Source organism: Ruminococcus sp. YRD2003 (genome assembly GCA_900109435.1).
GTDB classification, from domain to species: domain Bacteria; phylum Bacillota; class Clostridia; order Oscillospirales; family Ruminococcaceae; genus Ruminococcus; species Ruminococcus flavefaciens_G.
On sequence record FNZT01000005.1, the window covers coordinates 217,445 to 237,273 of the forward strand.

Sequence of the window (19,829 nt, forward strand, 5' to 3'; positions counted from 1 at the left end):
TTTCATATCAGACCGATGTTTTGTAGACTCTCATATCGAAGCAGGCGCCTCCGCTCGGAGAATTATACGCCTGCAAGCTGCCGTTCTGCGAAGCAATGATCCTCCGCGCGAAAGCCAGACCAATGCCGTATCCGCTCTTCGACGGCTCGCCCGAGCGGTAAAACCGTTCAAAAACTCGGTCGAGGTCATGAGGGCTGAAGCCGCTCCCGCTGTCGGTAATCACAATGCCCGCATATATAGGTGTTTCAGCAGCAGAAATGGCTATCCTGCCGCCCTCGGGAGTATGCTCCATACAGTTTTTCAGTATATTCAGCAGAGCCTCGGTGAAGTACTGCATATCGCCGATAAAATGCGGCTCGCCCGTGATGTCGACGTCGACAGATACGTTCTTCAGCTCGAGCGATATCGAAATGGGTTCAAGGGCACTGCTGATAAGTTCGCGGCAATCTATATCCTGTTCGCGGAACCTCACTGCTCCCGCGTCGATGCGCGACAGTCCGAGCATAGTGTCTATGAGCCAGTTCATGCGCGAGAGGAGCGAATACAGCTCCTGCACATACTCAGCCCTCTGCTGCGGAGCGAGCCTCGTATCGCGGAGCAGCTCCACGAGGAGCATCATCGAGGTCAGCGGCGTGCGGAGCTGATGAGCAATGTCCTCCATAGACTCCTTCATGAACTGCTTGTCGGCGCTCAGTGCGGAATTCTGCTCGCGCAGTCTTATGGTCATTTTGTGTATCTCGGCTGTAAGGATGCTCAGCGTCCCCTCCTTGTAGTCCTCGAAGCTCACGGAATCACTGCCTTTGAGGATGCGGTCTATATCGTCGCAGAGCTGAAACAGCTTTTTTCTTCGCTGACGCTGAATGAGCTCATCGGCGAGGAAGACCGCTGCTGACGTAAGCACGAGCACTTCCGCCGCGGGAATACTGAAAAGCGCGCATACTGCCGCTCCGACGGCGGTCAGTGCGATGTGCAGCACTCGGCGGAGCTTGTCGGAACTCATTTATCCACCGCCTTATAGCCCATTCCGCGGACTGTCAGGATGATCGAGGGGCTCTGCGGGTCGTCCTCTATTTTCTCACGCAGCCGCTTCATATAGACGTTCAGCGTGTTGTCGGAGACATACTCGCCCGACACCGACCACAGCTCTTCGGTGAGGCGGTCGCGGGTGAGGAGCTTGTCCTTGTTGCTGAAAAAGACGAGCAGCAGACGGTATTCAAGCGCCGATAAATAGAGTTCCGTCCCATTTTTCATTACAGTGCCGCGAGCGGGGTCAACAGTGACGTTGCCGCAGGTCAGAACAGCAGAATTTCGGCTGTTCTTGCGCATTGCGTTCTTCATTCGGGCGACAAGTTCACGCGGTCGGAAGGGCTTGCTGATGTAGTCGTCCGCTCCCACCTCGAATCCCGCCACCGTGCAGGCTTCATCGGCGGAGGCTGTAAGGAATATCACAGGCACATCAGACGCCGCTTTTATCGCAGCACAGACCGTGAAGCCGCTTCCGTCACCGAGCGAGAGGTCGAGCAGCACGCAGTCGAACGAGCCGCTCTCGAAGGCTTCAATGCCCGCAGCCTGACCTGTCGCATGGGTAACGGTATATCCCTCAGACGTCAGGAAGAGCGAGAGATTTTTCGCAAGCTGTATATCGTCCTCGACGAGTAATATCTTTGGCATAGTATCACCTCTTTGTTATATCAGTATACCACAAGCTGTAAGATTTAGCAAGTAGTGGGGCTAAGCCTTCTGAAAGTGACATAATTGTAATGAAAAAGTCACGACAAAGTAATTTTAACGTGCTATAATATTAACAGTGAAATAAACGGCTCGACCGTTATGGGAGGTATACATATGGAATTAATGCGTATCGAAAATCTTTGCAAAACTTACGGTAAAGGCGAGAACGAAGTCAAGGCTCTCGACAACGTCTCATTCACCGTCCCCAAGGGGCAGATGCTCGCTGTCATCGGACCGAGCGGCTCGGGCAAATCGACTATGCTCCACATTCTCGGCGGAGTTGACCGCCCCACCTCGGGCAAGGTCTTCCTCGATGAGCAGGACGTCTTTGCGCAGGACAACAAGAATCTTGCTATCTTCCGCCGCAGACAGGTCGGACTGATATATCAGTTCTACAACCTCATCCCCGTCCTCGACGCCGAGGAGAACATCACGCTCCCCCTTATCATGGACGGCAGAAAGCCCGACAGCAAGCACCTTGACGAGCTTCTCGAACTCTTACAGCTCAAGGAGCGCCGCCACCACCTGCCCTCGCAGCTCTCGGGCGGACAGCAGCAGAGAGTATCCATCGGCAGAGCGCTGTTCACGTCTCCAGGGGTTATCCTCGCCGATGAGCCTACAGGCAACCTCGACAGCAAAAACAGTGCCGAGATAATAAAGCTGCTCCGAAAGTCCAACCGCGACTACGAGCAGACAATGATAATCATCACCCACGACGAGAACATCGCTCTCCAGTGCGACCGCATCATCACACTCTCTGACGGAAAAATTGTCAGCGACAAGCTCAACGACATAAAGTAAGGAGGCGCAGCTATGTTTGAATTCCTGCTTGCGCGGAGATACATCACCACGCAGAAGCGCCACTCCGCGCTCACTATATGCAGCATTGCCGTCGCGGTGACGCTGATGAGTATGCTGTTCACAGGCTTTGCGACTCTGCTCGGCTGTCTGCGCGACGCCCACTACGACGCCAAGCCCTACCATATGAGCTTTATCGGCGTCACCTACGAGCAGGCTGATGCCATCGAAAAGCTGCCCGAGGTCGAGTCCTACAATATAGGCAAGAACGAGCTCGGTGACGGCACATACGACGTCGAGGTGCTGTTCAAAAAGCAGAGCATGAAAGACTCTCTCGGATACCTTCAGGATGCCGCAACAAACAAGCTCGGCGTTAAATTAGAGGACGTGCCCGTATGGATAACCGCACACGTTGACACCAACACCCAGCTTATGAACGACGACCTCGTTGACGACGGCGCGCGGTTCGCATTTGTACGGACACTGTGTATCTTCTATGTGTTTATCGTGATAATAGCGCTGATGCTCCGTCTCATCATCGACACCGCCTTTGAAGTGTCCTCTAAGGAGAGAGAGAGGCAGTTCGGCGTTTTGCAGTCGGTGGGAGCTACCCCCAAGCAGATAGTCCGCATCATGACCGCCGAGGGACTCATGCTCTCTTCGGTGGGTATACCGATAGGCTTACTGCTCGGTATCGGCTGTGCGTATATCGCTTTCAGGCGCATTGTCAGCAACGGTCTCGCTGACGCGTTCTTCACCTCCGACAAGGCGGGAGATATCGTGCGTTTCCACATAAGCCCCTTAATGCTTGTAATTGCGGCGATAACGGGTCTGGCGTGGGTGCTGTTTTCCGCTTACGGTACAGGTATGCGCGTTATCAAGAAGTCACCCGTGGAGGCTATCTCTGCGAGAAGCAACACCGTCAAGAAAGTCCGCAGGCATACCCTTATGGGGCTGTTTTTCGGCTGGATAGGCAAGCTCACCTCACGCAATGCCCGCCGTCAGAAAAAGCGCTTCATCGTGACTATCCTCTCGCTCACTCTCTCGCTCGCGATGTTCGCAGGAGTGGGAAGCGTTATGAAAGCTGCCACCGATATTCTCACGGAGCCTCTTTCCGAAATGGGTCACGACCTCGAGCTGCACAACGACTATAGCTGCTTCGACCTGACAGGCTATAAAAAGGCTGTCGACTACCTCGAAAAGAGCGGCTATTTCAGCAAATATTACTACAGCGTGACCAATAATGCCAAATCTCTTGACAGCAATCAAACATACTTGATCCTGTACCTCAGCAAGGACGAGTTTGAAAGCACTACCTTCGGCAAGGCTCCCGTGACCTACGAGGAGCTGAGAGACTCGAACAGCTACCTCTATATCACAGGTGCCGACGAGCCCGACGACAGTCTCAAGGAGCTTAAGCTGAAAGTATACGAGCTCATTGCCTCCGAAGAAGCAAAGAAGGAATATGAGGAGGCGTTCGCAGCTGACTTAGAGGCATTGAAAGAAGCAAGGAAAAATGCCGCAAATAAGGAAAACTCAGACGATGAGGAGGGACAGGTCGAGCTCCACAGCAGCTATTCAGCCCTTGTCAAAGCCACAAAGGATACCTGTAAGCAGTCAAATCACACCTTCAAGATAGCGGCTTCATGCAAGGCTCCCAAGCCTGACCATGCAAACCCGTTCATCATCGACGACGGCTGGTACGGTGACGATGAGCATCGGCAAAAACTGCTCATAGCGTCGATAGACCAGTACGAAGCAGGCGAATATAAACTCTACGGCAACTATCGGTACACGGGAACATGGGTCGATGTCGATATAAAGTCACCCGAGGTATACGAGAAAGCGCTGAAATACATCAAGCAGAATTACGAAATAGAGCTGCTCTGGGATATGTTCGGCGAGGTGCAGAAGCTTCGCACCTCAGCGGGAGCTTACAGGATAGCCGCCTCATTCATCACGGGTCTTATCGCCCTCATCGCTATCGTCAATATGATAAACATCGTATCTACGGGAATTGTCAACCGCCGCGGCGAGCTCGCCTCCATGCAGTGTGTCGGCATGACGCGCGGACAGCTCTATAAAATGGCAGTCATCGAAGGCTTGCAGTATACCCTGTTTGCAGCAGTCGGAGCTATCGTTCTCTGCCTGCTCGGTATCTTCCTCACCGAGAATATGCTCATAGCCGTTGAAGTCATGCCACCCGAAAGCAAAGGTATGCTCATAAGCTACGGCGAGCCGATATGGCGCGTTCTCGCAGCTTCGGGCTTCGCGTTTATCGTGGCAGTGCTCGCAGCAGTTATACCGCTCAGAAGGATGCAGAAGACCTCGCTCATAGACCAGATAAGAAGCGTAGACTGATAATACAAAACAGCCGCAGTGATTTTCTGCGGCTGTTGTTTTCGGGATACAAAAAAATTCGCGGCTCAGAAAAACCGAACCGCAAAACAGCGTGCGCCCGCTCGGCGCTGTATATGTGTTACAAATTAGATACGGTATGGAACGCGGAAAAAAATTCGCGGCTCAGAAAAACTGAACCGCGAAACTGCGTGCGCCCGCTCGGCGCTGGAGCAGATAACGGGGGTCGAACCCGCCTCCTCAGTTTGGGAAACTGAAGTAATAACCGCTATACTATATCTGCATACTGATATTATACCACACCTTCCCGCAGAATGCAAGGGGTTCCGCAAACTTTTCTCCGAGTCGTCGGCGAAGTTCGACAAAGCTCGGCGTTAAAACTTAAAACAATAAACAGTTGCCACAGTGCAGATTTGCTCCAAATAATAATTTTTTGTGTGAATTTGAAAAAAGCACTGGACAAATCCTTGTATTTATGTTATAATAAACTGTAAACTTATTTTTTGAGGTGATACTATGGATCTTTTCTCCATTTTTAAAAGCGGTAAATACTTCGATAAACATATTGAACCCAAGTGCGATTACTGCCGTTTCGGCAAGCGTGCAAAGGACGGCAACAAGGTGCTCTGCGAGAAGAGAGGTCTTGTTGATGCAAATTATTCATGCAGCAAGTTCATCTACTCTCCTCTGAAGAGGATCCCCGTTAAACAGCTCAACTTCGTAGGAAGTCTCGCAGATGAGGAGCTCTATATCGAGTCCGCAGGCGACCGCGCCGAAAAGGAGGAAGAGCTCAAGAAGATCGAAGCTGCCGAGAAGAAGTCAACAGGCAAGAAGTCCGACGACAAGAAAGCAGAAGAGAAAAAGGCAGAGGAGACTCCCAAGGAGGATAAGGCAAAAGAGACTCCTGCGGAAGAGGCTGAGGCAAAGCAGGCGGAGGAAGCTCCCAAGAGCGAAAAAGAAGAGACACCCGCTGAAAAAGCCGAGGAAAAGCAGGCCGATGAGGCTCCGAAGGCAGATGCCCCCAACGCCGAATAAGCGGCTTCAAATGAGTATAACAAGCTGCGGTCATGATCGTCCGCAGCTTTTCTCTTGACAAACCACTGCCAAATAGGTATAATTAGTATTGGTATGCGGGTGTGGTGAAATTGGCAGACACGTCAGATTTCGTTCGCGCTACGTCATTGGAATTATAAGGCAATCAATCCTTTGTGAAAAATCAACAAAATTCAATATTGCACCTGTGGTGAAATTGGCAGACACGATAGATTTAGGTTCTATTTCTGAAAGGAGTGCAGGTTCGATTCCTGTCAGGTGCACCATTCAAAAAGTCCGATTATTCGGGCTTTTTTCTTTTGCTCTCTTCTATTCCTATCTTGGTACCAGGTAATGAGACACAAAACGTGTATTTCATGTGTATTCCGACAAATAGAATAGCCGCAGGTCTCCCTGCGGCTTATCCTCTTTACTTCAATAGTTTAGTATTCAAAAGAGTCGCAAGTGCCTTTTCAGCATTCTTCGCTTTTTTTATATTCTCTGTAGCAAGCACTTCGCTGATTTCATTATCACTCAATGATGTAACAACACAAAGTTCAAATCGTGCCCTTGATGTACCCACATATACTATATTCTTATACTCTTGTTCAAGCATAAACTTTTGAGTAACGTCTATCAGTATTACTACATCACTTTCAAGTCCTTTGAATTTTCGGCAGGTGGTAAAGAGAACCTTCTTTCCGTTATATCGGTAATACTCTCCATCTCTAAATGATGACAACAAACTGTTTTCAACGGTCGAGCATGTAAGAATAACGATACTATTTCCATATGCATCAGAATACTTATCAATCATTTCATTAATAGTTATGTTCCAGATGTATCCCCATGCTATCGCTGTATATTTGAAGCTCCGCCTCCGAAAGACGCTGTACCAAGCTGCCGTGAAGCGGGAGTAATAGGTGCAATGGCAGGTATAATCGGGACAATGCAGGCTCTTGAAGCCGTGAAATACATCACAGGTCAGGGTGAACTGCTTACAGGAAGTATGCTCGTATTCGATGGGCTGAAAATGGAGTGGCGAAAAGTAAAACTCCCGAAAAGGAATTCCCTCTGTCCCATATGCGGCGATTCTCCGGCAATAAAAGAACTATTCGACGAAGAACAGCAGGCTTGCTCGCTGAATTGACTCCGCTCGTTGTCATAGTAAGTTTATAGTTATAATATGATTATATATCAAGTTAAAGAATATGTCAATATCTTATTCCTACAAAACTTATTGACAAAGTAGCTTTATGTAGCTATAATATACTCATACCCCACAAAATAATCCGAGGTGAGATATATGAATGATGAGATCAGACAAGCTATTTATGACAAATATATTGCACCGACAAAAATAAATCGTCCCGACTATATTGGAGTCGAGATCGAAATGCCTGTAGTAAACCTCAGCGGACAGCCTGTTGACGAGGCTGTTTCAATTGAAGCTGCTGAAAGATTTATCAAGCAATTCAACTTCATAGAATCAGGCAGGGACACTGACGGAAATATAACATCTGCAAAGGATACACAGACGGGAGATATCCTCTCTTTTGACTGCTGTTATTCCCTTGATAAACTACATTGAGCAATACGCTGCTAAATGAAAGGCGATATGCGCTACGTTCATAAGAATCTGAAAAATACCCTTTTCTTCAAGAGAATTGAAAACGGTATTATATTCTCCACAAAGCCGCTTGATGGCGGAATTTGGGTACCATTTCCAATGGCACAGGTCATTGCATACAAGCACGGGCATGAGGTCTATCGCGGAAGCCGTCACAAGGGTACTTTTGTGCCGACTTTAGAGTACATCACGGCTATGGACGCAATGTATATATGAGGCAAATAAGGGGCTGCGGATCGTGACTATGAGCATAGATGAGCTTAGAAAAGCTGTTATTTCGGACGATGAACTGAGCTTTTCTCATAACGGAAGAAACTATCTTTTATACGGCTGGAATCAGTGCGACGGCTATTTCCTCAGCCTTGAATGCGAGGGTGAGCTTGTATGGCAGTCAGCACCTATGTCTAAAGCTGATTGTATTGACGAATTCGTTAGATATTATTCTGAATTATAACTGATAATAGTTTATTGAGATTGGACAATATCAGTGATATGCAGTATAAAGCATAATAAAAAGTCTCACATTGAATTGTACATTAAATCAATTACTACAACAACTTGTTTTTATGTTAAAGCTTGTCCTATATGTTTTTCATGTTCCGCTCTCTCCATAATTTGAGAGCACACGTGCGGACGGGTCATTTACGTTGCAACCCTCCCATTCCTTGTTTGGCATCCAGAAATCTGCCACCATTTCGCTGTTGCCGTGGTAATACTTCTCGAATATCTCACGGTACAGCAGAGATTCTTTCGTGAACGGCTTTGCGTGTGAATACTTTGTACTGAGCAGTTCATATTCCTCATCTGAATAATAATTATTGGCATATTCTTTGAGATAATCCACCATTGAATGTCCGACAGCGTCAGAGAAAGCCGCCTTTTCACGATAGAGTATATCGTGAGGCAGATAGTCTCCCTCAAATGCGTGACGAAGGAGATATTTTCCCTTATTATACTTATTCAGCTTCATTTCAGGGTCAACTGCCAGCACATATTTCACAAAGTCAAGGTCACCGAAAGGTACTCTTGCTTCAAGGGAATTTACGGAGATACATCTGTCCGCACGGAGTACATCATACATATGAAGTTCCCGTACACGCTTTACAGACTCTTCCTGAAAAGCTTCCGCCGATGGAGCAAAATCAGTATACTTGTAACCAAAAAGCTCATCGGATATCTCGCCCGTAAGAAGCACGCGGATATCAGTCTGACTGTGGATAGCCTTGCAGAGCAGATACATTCCCATACTTGCGCGGATAGTAGTTATATCATACGTTCCAAGCAGATGTATAACATCTTCCAGTGAATCAATAACGTCGTCCCTTGTGATAATGACCTCAGTGTGGTCACTGCCGATATAGTCTGCCACCTGCTTTGCGTATTTGAGGTCAATAGCGTCGGTATTCATGCCGATAGCGAATGTACGTATAGGCTTATCCGTTTCACGCTGAGCAATTGCACATACAAGAGACGAATCAAGTCCTCCCGACAGCAGGAAACCCACCTTCGCGTCTGCGTCAAGTCGCTTTTTTACTCCTTCCACAAGCTTATCGTGAATGTTTTCGCATACTGTATCAATATCGTCGTGAATGACATTATCCACTGCCGTAATATCGCAGTAACAATGGAATTCTCCGTCCTTGCAGAAATGTCCGGGCGGGAATGGCATTATTTTTTTGCATATCTTCACGAGGTTCTTTGCTTCACTTGCAAAGACTATCGTATCGCCATCATAGCCGTAATACAGCGGACGGATACCTATGGGGTCACGGGCAGCAATGAATTCGTGCTGTTCATGGTCGTATATGATACAGGCAAACTCCGCGTCAAGCATGGAGAACATTTCCGTGCCGTATTCCTTATACATGGGCAGCAGCACCTCGCAGTCGCTGTCACTTGTGAAGCTGTATCCTTTGGCAATAAGTTCATCGCGTAACTTTCTGAATCCGTATATCTCGCCGTTGCAGACGGCATAATTGCCGTCAAGCTCAAATGGCTGCATTCCCTCAGGAGTAAGACCCATTATGGAAAGCCGCTGAAATCCCAGAACACCGTCTTTGAGGTCGATTATTCTCTCGTCGTCCGGACCCCTTGACACTGTAGCTGTAAGCCCTTCCGAAACCTTCTGCATACCGCCGCCTTTGCCGCAGTATCCCATTATCGTACACATTTTCTATTCCTCCGAATGCTTGATGATGTCAGCCTGCACATCGCCATTGATGTGCGGCGTTTATTAACAGAGCTCAGTAAAGATCCTTTGCAAGGCAAACCGCCCCTTCAAGCTCGTCATAGGGCGGGTAATTATCTATATGACAGTAGCCGCGGCTGATGTAGAGCCCGACAGCAGCAGTCATCTTTTCTCTTGTCTGGAGAATAGTTCTGCGAAAGCCATTATCACGGGCTCTCCCCTCTATCATATCCATCATTGCTGAAGCGATATGCTTTCCTCGGTATGCAGGCTCGACCCAGACGCGCTTTATCTCTGCGTCGCTGTCATTGTATTTTTTAAGCCCTGCACAAGCGACTGCTTCATCATTTATGTATGCAATAAGCACATCCTGAATGGTCTCTGATAAATTGTAAGGTACAAATCCGGCGCGATTGCCTTTTCCGCCGACGAGACTGTCATAATAGTCCTCAGTTATAAAATAGAAGCGGCGAAAGTCCTCATCATCAGGTACAGTCCATTTATACAGTATCCCGTCCATGCTCTCACCCGTGTATCTTCTCGTCGAATTTATTTTTGCTGCCTGCACCTGTAATGTCAACAGGATAATTGCCGGTAAAACAGCCGCAGCAGTAGCCGCACTTTCCGTCAATGAGTTTTCCAAGCGCATCAACCGGCAGGTATGCAAGCGAATCTGCACCGATATATTCAGCAATCTCCTCAGTCGAACGGCACTTGCCTGCGATAAGATTCTCCTCCGAGTCTATATCTGTACCGAAATAGCATGAGTGCAGAAACGGCGGAGATGATATACGCACATGAACCTCTTTCGCCCCTGCGTCACGCAGGAGTTTCACTATTCTCGCACTGGTAGTACCGCGTACTATCGAATCGTCTATCATAACAACGCGCTTCCCTGCAACTGTCTCACGTACTGCGTTAAGCTTAATCTTCACGGCATTTTCACGCTGTGACTGATGCGGCTGAATGAAGCTTCTGCCGATATACTTGTTCTTGATAAAGCCGATACCGTAAGGGATACCGCTTTCGTTAGCATAACCAAGTGCAGCATCAAGTCCCGAATCGGGGACTCCGATAACTATGTCCGCTTCAACCGGACTGTGCTTTGCAAGAAGTTCACCGGCTTTCAGCCTTGCGTGGTGGACTGATACACCTTCAATGACCGAATCCGGACGCGCAAAGTATATGTACTCAAAAATGCATATGTTCTGCCTTTTTCCGCAGTTAGTACGGATAGACTTCACGCCTTCACTGCTGATAACAACTATCTCCCCTGCCTCGATATCACGGACAAACTCGGCTCCGACGGTCTCAAGTGCACATGACTCTGAAGCCGCAACATACGCTCCGTCATGTGTCTTTCCGAGACAAAGCGGACGGAAACCATCAGGGTCACGGAAGGCAATGAGCTTTGTTGCGGTCATAAGTATGCAGGAATACGCTCCCCTCAGCCGCGGCATAGTACGCTCTACAGCTTCCTCAGTCGAGTGGCATTTGAGACGTTCACGCACTATCTCATAAGCAATAGCCTCCGTGTCTGAAGTGCCGTGAAATATCGCTCCGGACATCTCAAACGAGCGTCTGAGTTCTGCCGCATTGACGAGATTTCCATTGTGAACAAGTGCCATATTACCCTTGATATGTCGGATAACGAGTGGTTGTATATTGTTTGGATTATGTCCGCCAGTCGTGGAATAGCGGACGTGTCCAACTGCCATATTGCCTTTGCCGAGTTTGTCAAGTTCCTTACGGCTGAACACCTCTGAAACCAGTCCGTCAGCCCTTTTATGCCTGAAAACTCCGTCGTCGCACACCGCAATCCCACAGCTTTCCTGCCCACGGTGCTGGAGCGCATAGAGTCCGAAATATGCTGAGGAAGCAGGGTTTGCACAGCCGTTTTCGTATATACCGAAAACTCCGCATTCCTCGTGTATGGAATCAAACATTTTCACACCTCTTAAAGATACTGCTCATTCAACTTATCTATGAGTTCAAGAGCCGCAATACTTTTCTTTTTCCGCTTGTTCATCGCGTACTGCTCAACATAAGCGTGAGCCTCCGCTTCTGTCATCTTCCTGTACTCCATAAGCATAAACTTTGCCTTGTCGATGGTCTGTATCTCACGTATTTTCTCTTCAAGCTGCAGATTCTTACTGTATAGCGCCATTGAACGTGTTATAGCAATGTCGAGTGTTTTTACAAGCTGATAGAGAAGAGTTCTGCTGAAAGGCTTACCGACGATGATGATACCACACTTTTCCGCGCGGTCACTAATCTTTTCGATGCTCTCTTCCTTTATCATAAAGATACAGTTTGCGGCAGTTTTTTCGATGATATACTCTGCAAGAGCAAAACCTGATTCGTCCATAAGCGGAGAGTTGATGACAGCAAGCTCAACCGACGGCTCTGCATCGAGATAGGTCTTAGCCTGATAAGCTGATTCAACAAGCTTAGGAGTACACCTGAATGAATCGCGGATGAAATTAACGAGAGCTTCAGAGGCGCTTTTATTGCTTGATATTACAAGTACCTTTTCCAAAGCCGACCTCCGTTATAAACTGTAAAAATATGTTTTTTCCTCAAATGCTTCCTTGTCGTATGCAGAAGAATACTCCTTCCACTCTTTTCTGCTGTGAGAAATAAATGCATTGAGTATATTAGCCGGAATATACTTTTTAACAAAGTCCGAATCTTCTGCACAGTCTGCCGCCTCTTCAAGCGATAACGGAAGTCTGCCGACGCTCTCATTTTCCGCATGAAGCTGAGATTTTTCAGCAATACCTTCAAGTGCAGCGTATACCATAAGTCCGAATGCGAAATAAGGATTGCACACGCAGTCAGCCGCTCTCAGCTCTGCAGGATACTCGTCGCTTTCGGGGTTCATTCTGATAAGCTGTGAACCCTCGTCAGCCGCCCATAATATATCCCTCGGAGCAGTGAATTCGCCGAGTCTTTCAAAGGAATTCACCGTAGAATTCATAAACATGGTGAATTCGCGGATACGCTCCATTATACCTGCTGCTGCACTTTTGAGTTCATCAAAAGCAGCGGAGTTTTTTTCTTCAAGGAAATCGCTGTCGTGGAAAATATTGAAGCTGATATGCATACCGTTTCCGCAGTCATTTCTGAGCGGCTTCGGCATAAAGCTCGCGTGTACTCCGTGAGTTTCCGCAACTGATTTTACCGCAGACTTAAAGCTGAGAAATGTGTCCGCAGCTTTAAGCGCAGATGAAGCATTGAAGTCTATCTCATGCTGTCCGCAGCCGCTTTCGTGACGCGATGATACTGGGTGTATACCCATTTGTTCAAGGGTAAGGCATACGTCACGGCGGATATTCTCACCCTTGTCATCGGGGGCAGTATCACAGTATCCGGCATGGTCATGCGGAATTTTGGTAGGTGTACCGCTCTCGTCATTCTTAAAAAGAGTGAACTCGCAGGAAGTCCCGAAGCGGAAGCAGTAACCCGCTGAAACTGACGCTTTCATTGCCTTTTTGAGGAAGTATCTTCCGTCGCCCTCAAACGGAGTACCGTCCGCATAGCGAATGTAGCAGAACATTCTTATCACCCTGCCCTGCTGAGGTCTCCACGGCAGGACGGTCATCGTCTGTGCGTCGGGGAAAAGGTAGAGGTCTCTGCCGTTTGCAGCCTCAAAGCCCGATATCTTCTTCGCAGCGATTCGGACGCCTCGCTCAAAGGTCACGGCGAGCTCCGATGAGAGTATGGATATGTTTTTCAGTCTGCCGTGCAGGTCGCAGAACGTCAGCTTGACGAACTTGACATCGTTTTCCTCGATATACTGCAATATCTCATTTTCCGAATAAACCATTTTAGCCTCCGTTATTTTAGATTCGTGTAACCCATCAGATATTCGTCAACCTCTGCTGCTGCGTCGCGTCCCTCGCGTATCGCACGTACCACGAGCGACTGTCCGATGTGCATATCTCCTGCCGTGAACACCCTTTCAACGCCCGTTGCGTGGCTGTTCTCCGCCGTTTTCACGTTCGTGCGCGGATTGAGCTCAACTCCGAATGCCTCGGCAACGTAGCTCTGACATCCGAGGAAGCCCGCCGCGATGAGGCAGAGCTCGCACGGGAGCACTTCCTCGCTGCCCGCTATCTCCTTGGGAACGTTCCTGCCCGAAGCCTCGTCCCTGACAAATTCGAGCTTCACCGTCTTGACCGCCGAAAGCGCGCCCTTCTCGTCCTTGATGAACTCCTTCACGGTCGTGCAGTAGATGCGCGGGTCGTGACCGAATACCGCGATTGCCTCCTCCTGACCGTAGTCGGTCTTGCAGACTCTCGGGTACTGCGGGAACGGGTTGCTCGCGGCTCTCTCGTCGGGGAGCTTCGGCATCATCTCGAGCTGCGTCACGGACTTGCAGCCGTGGCGTACCGACGTGCCCACGCAGTCGTTGCCCGTGTCTCCGCCGCCGATGATAACGACGTTCTTGCCCTCAGCGGAGATGTACTTGCCGTCCGCGAGGTCGGAGTCGAGCAGGCTCTTTGTCGTAGCCTTGAGGAAGTCTACCGCGAAGTAAATGCCCTCGGCGTCGCGTCCCTCAGCCTTGATATCGCGCGGGTTCGATGAGCCGCACGCGAGTACTACCGCATCGTAGCCGCTCATTATCTCGTCCGCTGAGACGTCCTGTCCGACATTTGCATTCGTCACGAACTCCACGCCCTCTGCTCTCATGAGCTCTGCGCGGCGCTCGATGATGTGCTTCTCGAGCTTCATATTCGGGATACCGTACATCAGCAGTCCGCCCACACGGTCGGAGCGCTCGTATACCGTCACGCTGTGTCCGCGCCTGTTGAGCGTATCTGCGGCGGCAAGTCCCGACGGACCCGAGCCGATGACTGCGACACGCTTTCCGCTGCGGACAGCGGGCGGCTGAGGTGTGATAAGTCCGCTCTCAAAGCCGTACTCGATTATCGAATTCTCGTTCTCCTTGACCGTGACGGGGCTGTCGTATACTCCGCATATGCAAGCCTTCTCACACAGCGCGGGGCAGACCCTCGACGTGAACTCGGGGAAGTTGTTCGTCATCAGCAGACGGCTAAGCGCCTGCTCCTTCTGTCCGTGGTAGATGAGGTCGTTCCACTCGGGGATGAGGTTGTTCAGCGGGCAGCCCGACACCATTCCGCAGAGCATCTTGCCATTCTGACAGAACGGGACTCCGCAGTCCATACAGCGTGAAGCCTGCTCGCGGCGCTGCTCCTCGGAGAGCGGTACGTGGAACTCGTTGAAGTCCTTTATGCGTTCGGTCGGCTCCTTTGCAGTCGCCTCTGTACGTGTGAATTCAAGAAATCCTGTTGCCTTTCCCATGGCTCACGCCTCCTTTCTGATAAGCTCAAAGGCTTCGATTTCAGCCTGTTCGTGTGATACGCCCGACATCTCGAGCTCCCTGACCGTGGTCTGTATCTTTGCGTAGTCGTGCGGGATGACCTTCTTGAAGCAGGGGAGGAAGCTGTCGAAGTCAGCAAGTATTGCCTTTGCCTTCTCCGAGCCCGTAGCCTCCGCGTGCTCCGTGATGAGAGCCTTCAGCTCTGCGATGTCTACCTCGCGCGTTATTGTCTCGAGCGATACGAGAGCCTTGTTCAGACGCGTGTAGAGGTCGTGCTCCTCGTCGAGAACATAGGCTATGCCGCCCGACATTCCAGCCGCGAAGTTCTTTCCCGTGCGTCCGAGCACTACCACGCGTCCGCCTGTCATGTACTCGCAGCCGTGGTCTCCCACGCCCTCACAGACAGCAGATGCGCCCGAATTTCTCACGCAGAAGCGCTCGCCTGCGATGCCGCTGATGAACGCCTTGCCCGAGGTCGCACCATAGAGCGCTACGTTGCCGACGATGATGTTCTCGTCAGCCTTGAATGCCGAGTTCTTGGGCGGGCTCAGAACAAGTCTGCCGCCCGAAAGTCCCTTGCCGAAGTAGTCGTTGCTGTCGCCGACGAGCTCGAGTGTCAGTCCCTTCGGTATGAACGCGCCGAAGCTCTGTCCGCCGCTGCCCGTACACTTAACAGTGTAGGTGTTGTCAGCGAGAACGTTCTCGCCGTGGATACGTGTTATCTCCGCGCCCGTCAGTGTGCCGACGGAGCGGTCGGTGTTGACAACATCTATGGATATAGTCTTGGGAGTACCGCTCTTGAGCGCACTTCCCAGCTTCTTTATTATAACACGGCGGTCTATGGTCTTGTCAAGCTCAAAATCATAAATATCCGCAGGGTCGAAGTGCTGCTTACCGCCTGCCTCGCTGTGCGAGAGGATATTCGTGAAGTCGATTTCCGTTTCTCTCTTCGTTTTCAGCAGGTCACTGCGTCCGACGAGCTCGTCTACCGTGCGTATGCCGAGCTTTGCCATGTACTCGCGGAGCTCCTGCGCGATGAAGTGCATGAAGTTCACGATGTACTCGGGCTTGCCGCGGAAACGCTTGCGGAGCTCTGGATTCTGCGTCGCGATGCCCATAGGACAGGTATCGAGATTGCAGACCCTCATCATCACGCAGCCCATTGTTACCAGCGGAGCCGTTGCAAAGCCGAATTCCTCAGCTCCGAGCAGAGCCGCTACGAGCACGTCGCGTCCTGTCATCAGCTTGCCGTCTGTCTCTATGCGGACGCGTGAGCGAAGTCCGTTGAGCATGAGCGTCTGATGTGCCTCGGCGAGTCCGAGCTCCCACGGAAGTCCCGCGTTGTATATCGAGCTCTTGGGAGCAGCACCAGTGCCGCCGTCGTAGCCCGAGATGAGTATTACCTGCGCGCCTGCCTTTGCTACGCCCGCTGCGACTGTGCCTACGCCAGCCTCGGATACGAGCTTGACCGAGATGCGAGCCTTGTCGTTGGCATTTTTGAGGTCGTAGATGAGCTGTGCGAGGTCCTCGATAGAGTAGATGTCATGGTGAGGCGGAGGCGAGATAAGTCCCACGCCTGCCGTAGAATGGCGGGTCTTGGCTATCCACGGATAGACCTTGCCCGAGGGAAGATGACCGCCCTCGCCTGGCTTTGCGCCCTGAGCCATTTTTATCTGTATCTCCTGCGCGGAGACGAGGTATTCCGATGTAACGCCGAAGCGTCCCGAAGCCACCTGCTTTATCGCCGAGCAGCGGTCGGATTTGAGGCGCTCGGGGCTCTCGCCGCCCTCACCACTGTTGGACTTGCCGCCGATGCTGTTCATCGCGACTGCCATACATTCGTGAGCCTCCTGCGAGATAGAGCCGTAGGACATCGCGCCTGTCTTGAAGCGCTTGCATATCTCCTCGACGGGCTCGACCTCATCAATGGATATGCCGCCGTCCTCGGGAAAATTGAAGTCGAGCAGGCTGCGGAGCGTGAGCTCGTTGTCCTCGCGTGTGATAGCGGCTGAGTAAGCCTTGAATGTCTCGTAGCTGCCCGTCCATGCCGCCTGCTGGAGGAGGTGTATCGTCTCGGGTGTGTAGAGGTGCTCGCTCTTGCCGCTGCGGAGCTTGTGGCTGCCAGCGCTGCCGATGTTGGAGTTGACTGCGAGTCCGAGCGGGTCGAATGCCGCAGTGTGGAGCTTCTCCGTGCGCTTGCTTATCTCGGCAAGTCCTATGCCGCCGATACGGCTGACAGTTCCCGCGAAGCAGCTGTCGATGAGCTCCTGCGATATGCCGACAGCCTCGAACAGCTTGCTGCCCTGATAGGACTGTATCGTGGAAATGCCCATTTTCGAGGCTATCTTGACGATGCCGTGGAGCACTGCACTGTTGTAGTCGTCCTCGGCTGCGTAGAAGTCCTTGTCAAGCGTGCCGTCCTCGATGAGCGAGCGTATAGCTTCGTGTGCGAGGTAGGGATTGACCGCGCAGGCTCCGTAGCCGAGGAGAGCTGCGAAGTGATGTACCTCGCGCGGCTCTGCGGACTCAAGTATCATCGCTACAGCCGTGCGCTTCTTCGTGGAGACAAGGTGCTGCTGGAGCGCCGCTACTGCAAGCAGTGACGGTATCGGACAGTGGAACTCGTCTACGCCGCGGTCGGAGAGTATGAGTATCGACGCGCCGTCGCGGTATGCCTTGTCAGCCTCGATGAACAGACGCTCCACCGCCTTTTCGAGCGATGTGCCGATGTAGTAGGTTATCGGGATAACGGCGCTTTTCAGTCCGTCCTCGTTGAGCGCCTTAATCTTGAGCATATCCGTCTCGGTGAGTATGGGATTCTCTATCTTGAGGACGTGGCAGTTCTCGGGGCGCTCCTCGAGGATATTGCCGTCCTTGCCGATGTATACGCTCGTGTCGGTGACTATCTCCTCGCGTATCGCGTCCATGGGCGGGTTAGTTACCTGCGCAAAGAGTTGGCGGAAGTAGTTGAAGAGGGGAGGAGACTGCTTGTCGAGCGGCGGGAGCGGTATGTCGCTTCCCATGGAGGCAATAGGCTCTGCGCCTTTTTCTGCCATAGGCAGGATAGATGTTCTGATGTCCTCGTAGGAGTAGCCGAATGCCTTTTCCAGCTTTGCAAGCTCCTCCTTGGAGTAGGTCTGCACGCCCTTGTTCGGGATATGGAGGTCGTGCAGGCGGACGAGGTTCGCGTCGAGCCACTCGCCGTAGGGCTGGCGTGAGGCGTACATGGACTTAATCTCGTCGTCCTCTATGATACGTCCCTGCTTTGTGTCCGCAAGAAGCATCTTTCCGGGGCGGAGACGGTCTTTTTTCACTATCCTGTCAGCGGGAATGTCGATACAGCCCGTCTCGGACGAGAGTATCAGGAAGCCGTCACTGGTCACGCAGTAGCGCGACGGACGAAGTCCGTTCCTGTCGAGGACTGCTCCCATGACCTCGCCGTCGGAGAAGATGATAGAGGCGGGTCCGTCCCAAGGTTCCATCATCGTTGCGTAGTACTGGTAGAGGTCGTACTTGGACTTGGAAATCGTCTTGTCGTTCTTCCAAGGCTCGGGAATGGTTATCATAACCGCGAGCGGAAGCGGCATACCCGACATTACCATGAATTCAAGCGCGTTGTCGAGGCGCGCGGAGTCGGAGCCGTTTGCGTTTATCGCGGGGAGTATCTTGTACATATCTGCCTTCAGCGCGTCGCAGGTCATGCTCTCCTCGCGTGCAAGCATCTTGTCGGCGTTGCCAGTTATCGTGTTTATCTCGCCGTTGTGGACGATGAAGCGGTTCGGGTGAGCCTTCTGCCAGCTCGGATTCGTGTTCGTCGAGAAGCGCGAATGCACCGTCGCGATAGCAGATGTGAAGTCCTTGCTCTGGAGGTCGGTGTAGAACTTCCTCAGCTCGTCCACGAGGAACATACCTTTATATACGATAGTACGGCTCGACAGCGAGCAGACGTATGTGTTCTCGTTCGAGTGCTCGAACTCGCGTCTTGCGATAAAGAGCCTGCGGTCGAAGTCGAGTCCCTGAGCGCATCCCTCGGGACGTCTCACGAACGCCTGCATGATGTGGGGCATACTGCTCAGCGCCTTGTGTCCGAGGATATCCGAGGATACGGGCACTTCTCTCCAGCAGACGAAGTCCATGCCGTTCTTCTTTATAATGAGCTCGAACAGCTTCATCGCCTGACCGCGCTTCATTTCGTTCTGCGGGAAGAAGAACATTCCCACGCCGAAGTCGCCCTTGCCGCCAATGTCATAGCCGAGCTCCTTCGCTTTACTTATAAAGAAGCTGTAGGGCATCTGCACGAGTATGCCGACGCCGTCGCCTGTCTTGCCCTCGGCGTCCTTGCCCGCGCGGTGCTCGAGCTTCTCTACTATAGTAAGGGCGCTGTCTACGACGTAGCGCGACGGCTCGCCCTTGATGTTCACTACTGCGCCTATGCCGCAGTTATCATGCTCAAATCTCGGGTCGTAGAGACCCTGCTGCTCGTATGGAGCTTCACCTCTGAAATTGTCCATATCCTTCACTTGCCTTTCCGATACGAAGCGCCGTTGATTCGTATCACAAAATAAAAAGGACGTCCGCGCAGACAGATAGTCTGCGTAAACGTCCTTGTTTCTAATTAATCTTAGCACGTTAAAGCGGAAATGTCAATAGGTAAACAGGGATTTTTAGCGGTTTCGTTGAAATTTAACAGTTATTTTACGCTAACAATGTGGAGAAAATATGCGATACGTCAAATTTCAAAAAAG

Annotated in this window: 16 protein-coding genes, 2 tRNA genes and 1 pseudogene; 8 read left to right on the plus strand and 11 right to left on the minus strand. The window is 51.1% G+C overall.

The features are described from left to right. Positions 1–7: 7 nt before the first annotated feature. Positions 8–1,000, minus strand: coding sequence for a sensor histidine kinase (locus BMX22_RS05175; protein WP_074741283.1), 993 nt, complete (start codon positions 998–1,000; stop codon positions 8–10). Continuing rightward, positions 997–1,671 carry a response regulator transcription factor gene (locus tag BMX22_RS05180; protein ID WP_074741285.1) on the minus strand — a complete coding sequence of 225 codons (675 nt, stop codon included), beginning with the start codon at positions 1,669–1,671 and terminating at the stop codon, positions 997–999. Before BMX22_RS05180 ends, BMX22_RS05175 begins: the two co-directional genes overlap by 4 nt. A 174-nt stretch (positions 1,672–1,845) precedes the next feature. On the opposite strand from BMX22_RS05180, the gene BMX22_RS05185 reads away from it, so the two are divergent. Continuing rightward, on the plus strand, positions 1,846–2,532 hold the full coding sequence (locus BMX22_RS05185) for an ABC transporter ATP-binding protein (RefSeq protein WP_074741287.1): 687 nt from the start codon (positions 1,846–1,848) through the stop codon (positions 2,530–2,532). Between the two features lie 12 nt (positions 2,533–2,544). Next, positions 2,545–4,890: an ABC transporter permease gene (locus BMX22_RS05190; protein WP_074741289.1), complete on the plus strand. Its 2,346-nt coding sequence runs from the start codon at positions 2,545–2,547 to the stop codon at positions 4,888–4,890. A 205-nt stretch (positions 4,891–5,095) separates the two neighbouring features. Here BMX22_RS05190 and BMX22_RS05195 read toward each other — a convergent pair. Beyond that, positions 5,096–5,170, minus strand: a tRNA-Gly gene (locus BMX22_RS05195). A gap of 233 nt (positions 5,171–5,403) precedes the next feature. Between BMX22_RS05195 and BMX22_RS05200 the strand changes: the two genes are divergently transcribed. Next, positions 5,404–5,922, plus strand: a complete 519-nt coding sequence (locus BMX22_RS05200; RefSeq protein WP_074741291.1) for a hypothetical protein — start codon at positions 5,404–5,406, stop codon at positions 5,920–5,922. A gap of 199 nt (positions 5,923–6,121) precedes the next feature. Then, positions 6,122–6,206: transfer RNA gene (locus BMX22_RS05205), tRNA-Leu, on the plus strand. 143 nt (positions 6,207–6,349) lie between these two features. Here BMX22_RS05205 and BMX22_RS05210 read toward each other — a convergent pair. Then, the gene (locus tag BMX22_RS05210) at positions 6,350–6,661 is read right to left on the minus strand and encodes an ATP-binding domain-containing protein (protein ID WP_177172970.1); all 312 of its coding nucleotides are present in this window, start codon (positions 6,659–6,661) and stop codon (positions 6,350–6,352) included. Between the two features lie 84 nt (positions 6,662–6,745). On the opposite strand from BMX22_RS05210, the pseudogene BMX22_RS05215 reads away from it, so the two are divergent. The 4 genes and pseudogenes from BMX22_RS05215 to BMX22_RS05230 all read left to right on the plus strand — a co-directional run. Continuing rightward, positions 6,746–7,069: pseudogene (locus BMX22_RS05215) on the plus strand (HesA/MoeB/ThiF family protein); the annotation flags it as partial. Between the two features lie 156 nt (positions 7,070–7,225). Next, positions 7,226–7,510: a hypothetical protein gene (locus tag BMX22_RS05220; RefSeq protein WP_177172971.1), complete on the plus strand. Its 285-nt coding sequence runs from the start codon at positions 7,226–7,228 to the stop codon at positions 7,508–7,510. A 15-nt stretch (positions 7,511–7,525) separates the two neighbouring features. Then, the gene (locus tag BMX22_RS05225; RefSeq protein WP_318259682.1) at positions 7,526–7,765 is read left to right on the plus strand and encodes a hypothetical protein; all 240 of its coding nucleotides are present in this window, start codon (positions 7,526–7,528) and stop codon (positions 7,763–7,765) included. Between the two features lie 28 nt (positions 7,766–7,793). Then, positions 7,794–8,003 (plus strand): hypothetical protein, encoded by a 210-nt coding sequence (locus tag BMX22_RS05230; protein ID WP_074741295.1) that lies wholly within the window; start codon positions 7,794–7,796, stop codon positions 8,001–8,003. A gap of 138 nt (positions 8,004–8,141) precedes the next feature. Here the strand turns inward: BMX22_RS05230 and asnB are convergent, their stop codons facing one another. From asnB to gltB, 7 genes are all read right to left on the minus strand, one after another. Further along, positions 8,142–9,719: an asparagine synthase B gene (gene asnB / locus BMX22_RS05235; RefSeq protein WP_074741297.1), complete on the minus strand. Its 1,578-nt coding sequence runs from the start codon at positions 9,717–9,719 to the stop codon at positions 8,142–8,144. Between the two features lie 73 nt (positions 9,720–9,792). Continuing rightward, positions 9,793–10,257: a GNAT family N-acetyltransferase gene (locus tag BMX22_RS05240; protein ID WP_074741299.1), complete on the minus strand. Its 465-nt coding sequence runs from the start codon at positions 10,255–10,257 to the stop codon at positions 9,793–9,795. A gap of 4 nt (positions 10,258–10,261) precedes the next feature. Further along, positions 10,262–11,683 carry an amidophosphoribosyltransferase gene (gene purF / locus BMX22_RS05245; RefSeq protein WP_074741301.1) on the minus strand — a complete coding sequence of 474 codons (1,422 nt, stop codon included), beginning with the start codon at positions 11,681–11,683 and terminating at the stop codon, positions 10,262–10,264. A gap of 11 nt (positions 11,684–11,694) precedes the next feature. Further along, complete coding sequence (locus BMX22_RS05250) at positions 11,695–12,276, minus strand: ANTAR domain-containing response regulator (protein WP_074741303.1); 582 nt, start codon at positions 12,274–12,276, stop codon at positions 11,695–11,697. Positions 12,277–12,288: 12 nt separating this feature from the next. Next, positions 12,289–13,566, minus strand: coding sequence for a glutamine synthetase family protein (locus BMX22_RS05255; protein WP_074741305.1), 1,278 nt, complete (start codon positions 13,564–13,566; stop codon positions 12,289–12,291). Between the two features lie 11 nt (positions 13,567–13,577). Beyond that, on the minus strand, positions 13,578–15,065 hold the full coding sequence (locus BMX22_RS05260; protein WP_074741307.1) for a glutamate synthase subunit beta: 1,488 nt from the start codon (positions 15,063–15,065) through the stop codon (positions 13,578–13,580). Positions 15,066–15,068: 3 nt separating this feature from the next. Further along, the gene (gltB, locus tag BMX22_RS05265; protein WP_074741355.1) at positions 15,069–19,595 is read right to left on the minus strand and encodes a glutamate synthase large subunit; all 4,527 of its coding nucleotides are present in this window, start codon (positions 19,593–19,595) and stop codon (positions 15,069–15,071) included. Positions 19,596–19,829: the final 234 nt, after the last annotated feature.

Excerpts from the sequence above, each read along its gene's own strand:
- BMX22_RS05175 (WP_074741283.1), bottom strand. The coding sequence starts at position 1,000 with ATGAGTTCCGACAAGCTCCGCCGAGTGCTGCACATCGCACTGACCGCC.
- BMX22_RS05180 (WP_074741285.1), bottom strand. The coding sequence starts at position 1,671 with ATGCCAAAGATATTACTCGTCGAGGACGATATACAGCTTGCGAAAAAT.
- BMX22_RS05185 (WP_074741287.1), top strand. The coding sequence starts at position 1,846 with ATGGAATTAATGCGTATCGAAAATCTTTGCAAAACTTACGGTAAAGGC.
- BMX22_RS05190 (WP_074741289.1), top strand. The coding sequence starts at position 2,545 with ATGTTTGAATTCCTGCTTGCGCGGAGATACATCACCACGCAGAAGCGC.
- BMX22_RS05200 (WP_074741291.1), top strand. The coding sequence starts at position 5,404 with ATGGATCTTTTCTCCATTTTTAAAAGCGGTAAATACTTCGATAAACAT.
- BMX22_RS05220 (WP_177172971.1), top strand. The coding sequence starts at position 7,226 with ATGAATGATGAGATCAGACAAGCTATTTATGACAAATATATTGCACCG.
- BMX22_RS05225 (WP_318259682.1), top strand. The coding sequence starts at position 7,526 with ATGAAAGGCGATATGCGCTACGTTCATAAGAATCTGAAAAATACCCTT.
- BMX22_RS05230 (WP_074741295.1), top strand. The coding sequence starts at position 7,794 with ATGAGCATAGATGAGCTTAGAAAAGCTGTTATTTCGGACGATGAACTG.
- asnB (WP_074741297.1), bottom strand. The coding sequence starts at position 9,719 with ATGTGTACGATAATGGGATACTGCGGCAAAGGCGGCGGTATGCAGAAG.
- BMX22_RS05240 (WP_074741299.1), bottom strand. The coding sequence starts at position 10,257 with ATGGACGGGATACTGTATAAATGGACTGTACCTGATGATGAGGACTTT.
- purF (WP_074741301.1), bottom strand. The coding sequence starts at position 11,683 with ATGTTTGATTCCATACACGAGGAATGCGGAGTTTTCGGTATATACGAA.
- BMX22_RS05255 (WP_074741305.1), bottom strand. The coding sequence starts at position 13,566 with ATGGTTTATTCGGAAAATGAGATATTGCAGTATATCGAGGAAAACGAT.
- BMX22_RS05260 (WP_074741307.1), bottom strand. The coding sequence starts at position 15,065 with ATGGGAAAGGCAACAGGATTTCTTGAATTCACACGTACAGAGGCGACT.
- gltB (WP_074741355.1), bottom strand. The coding sequence starts at position 19,595 with ATGGACAATTTCAGAGGTGAAGCTCCATACGAGCAGCAGGGTCTCTAC.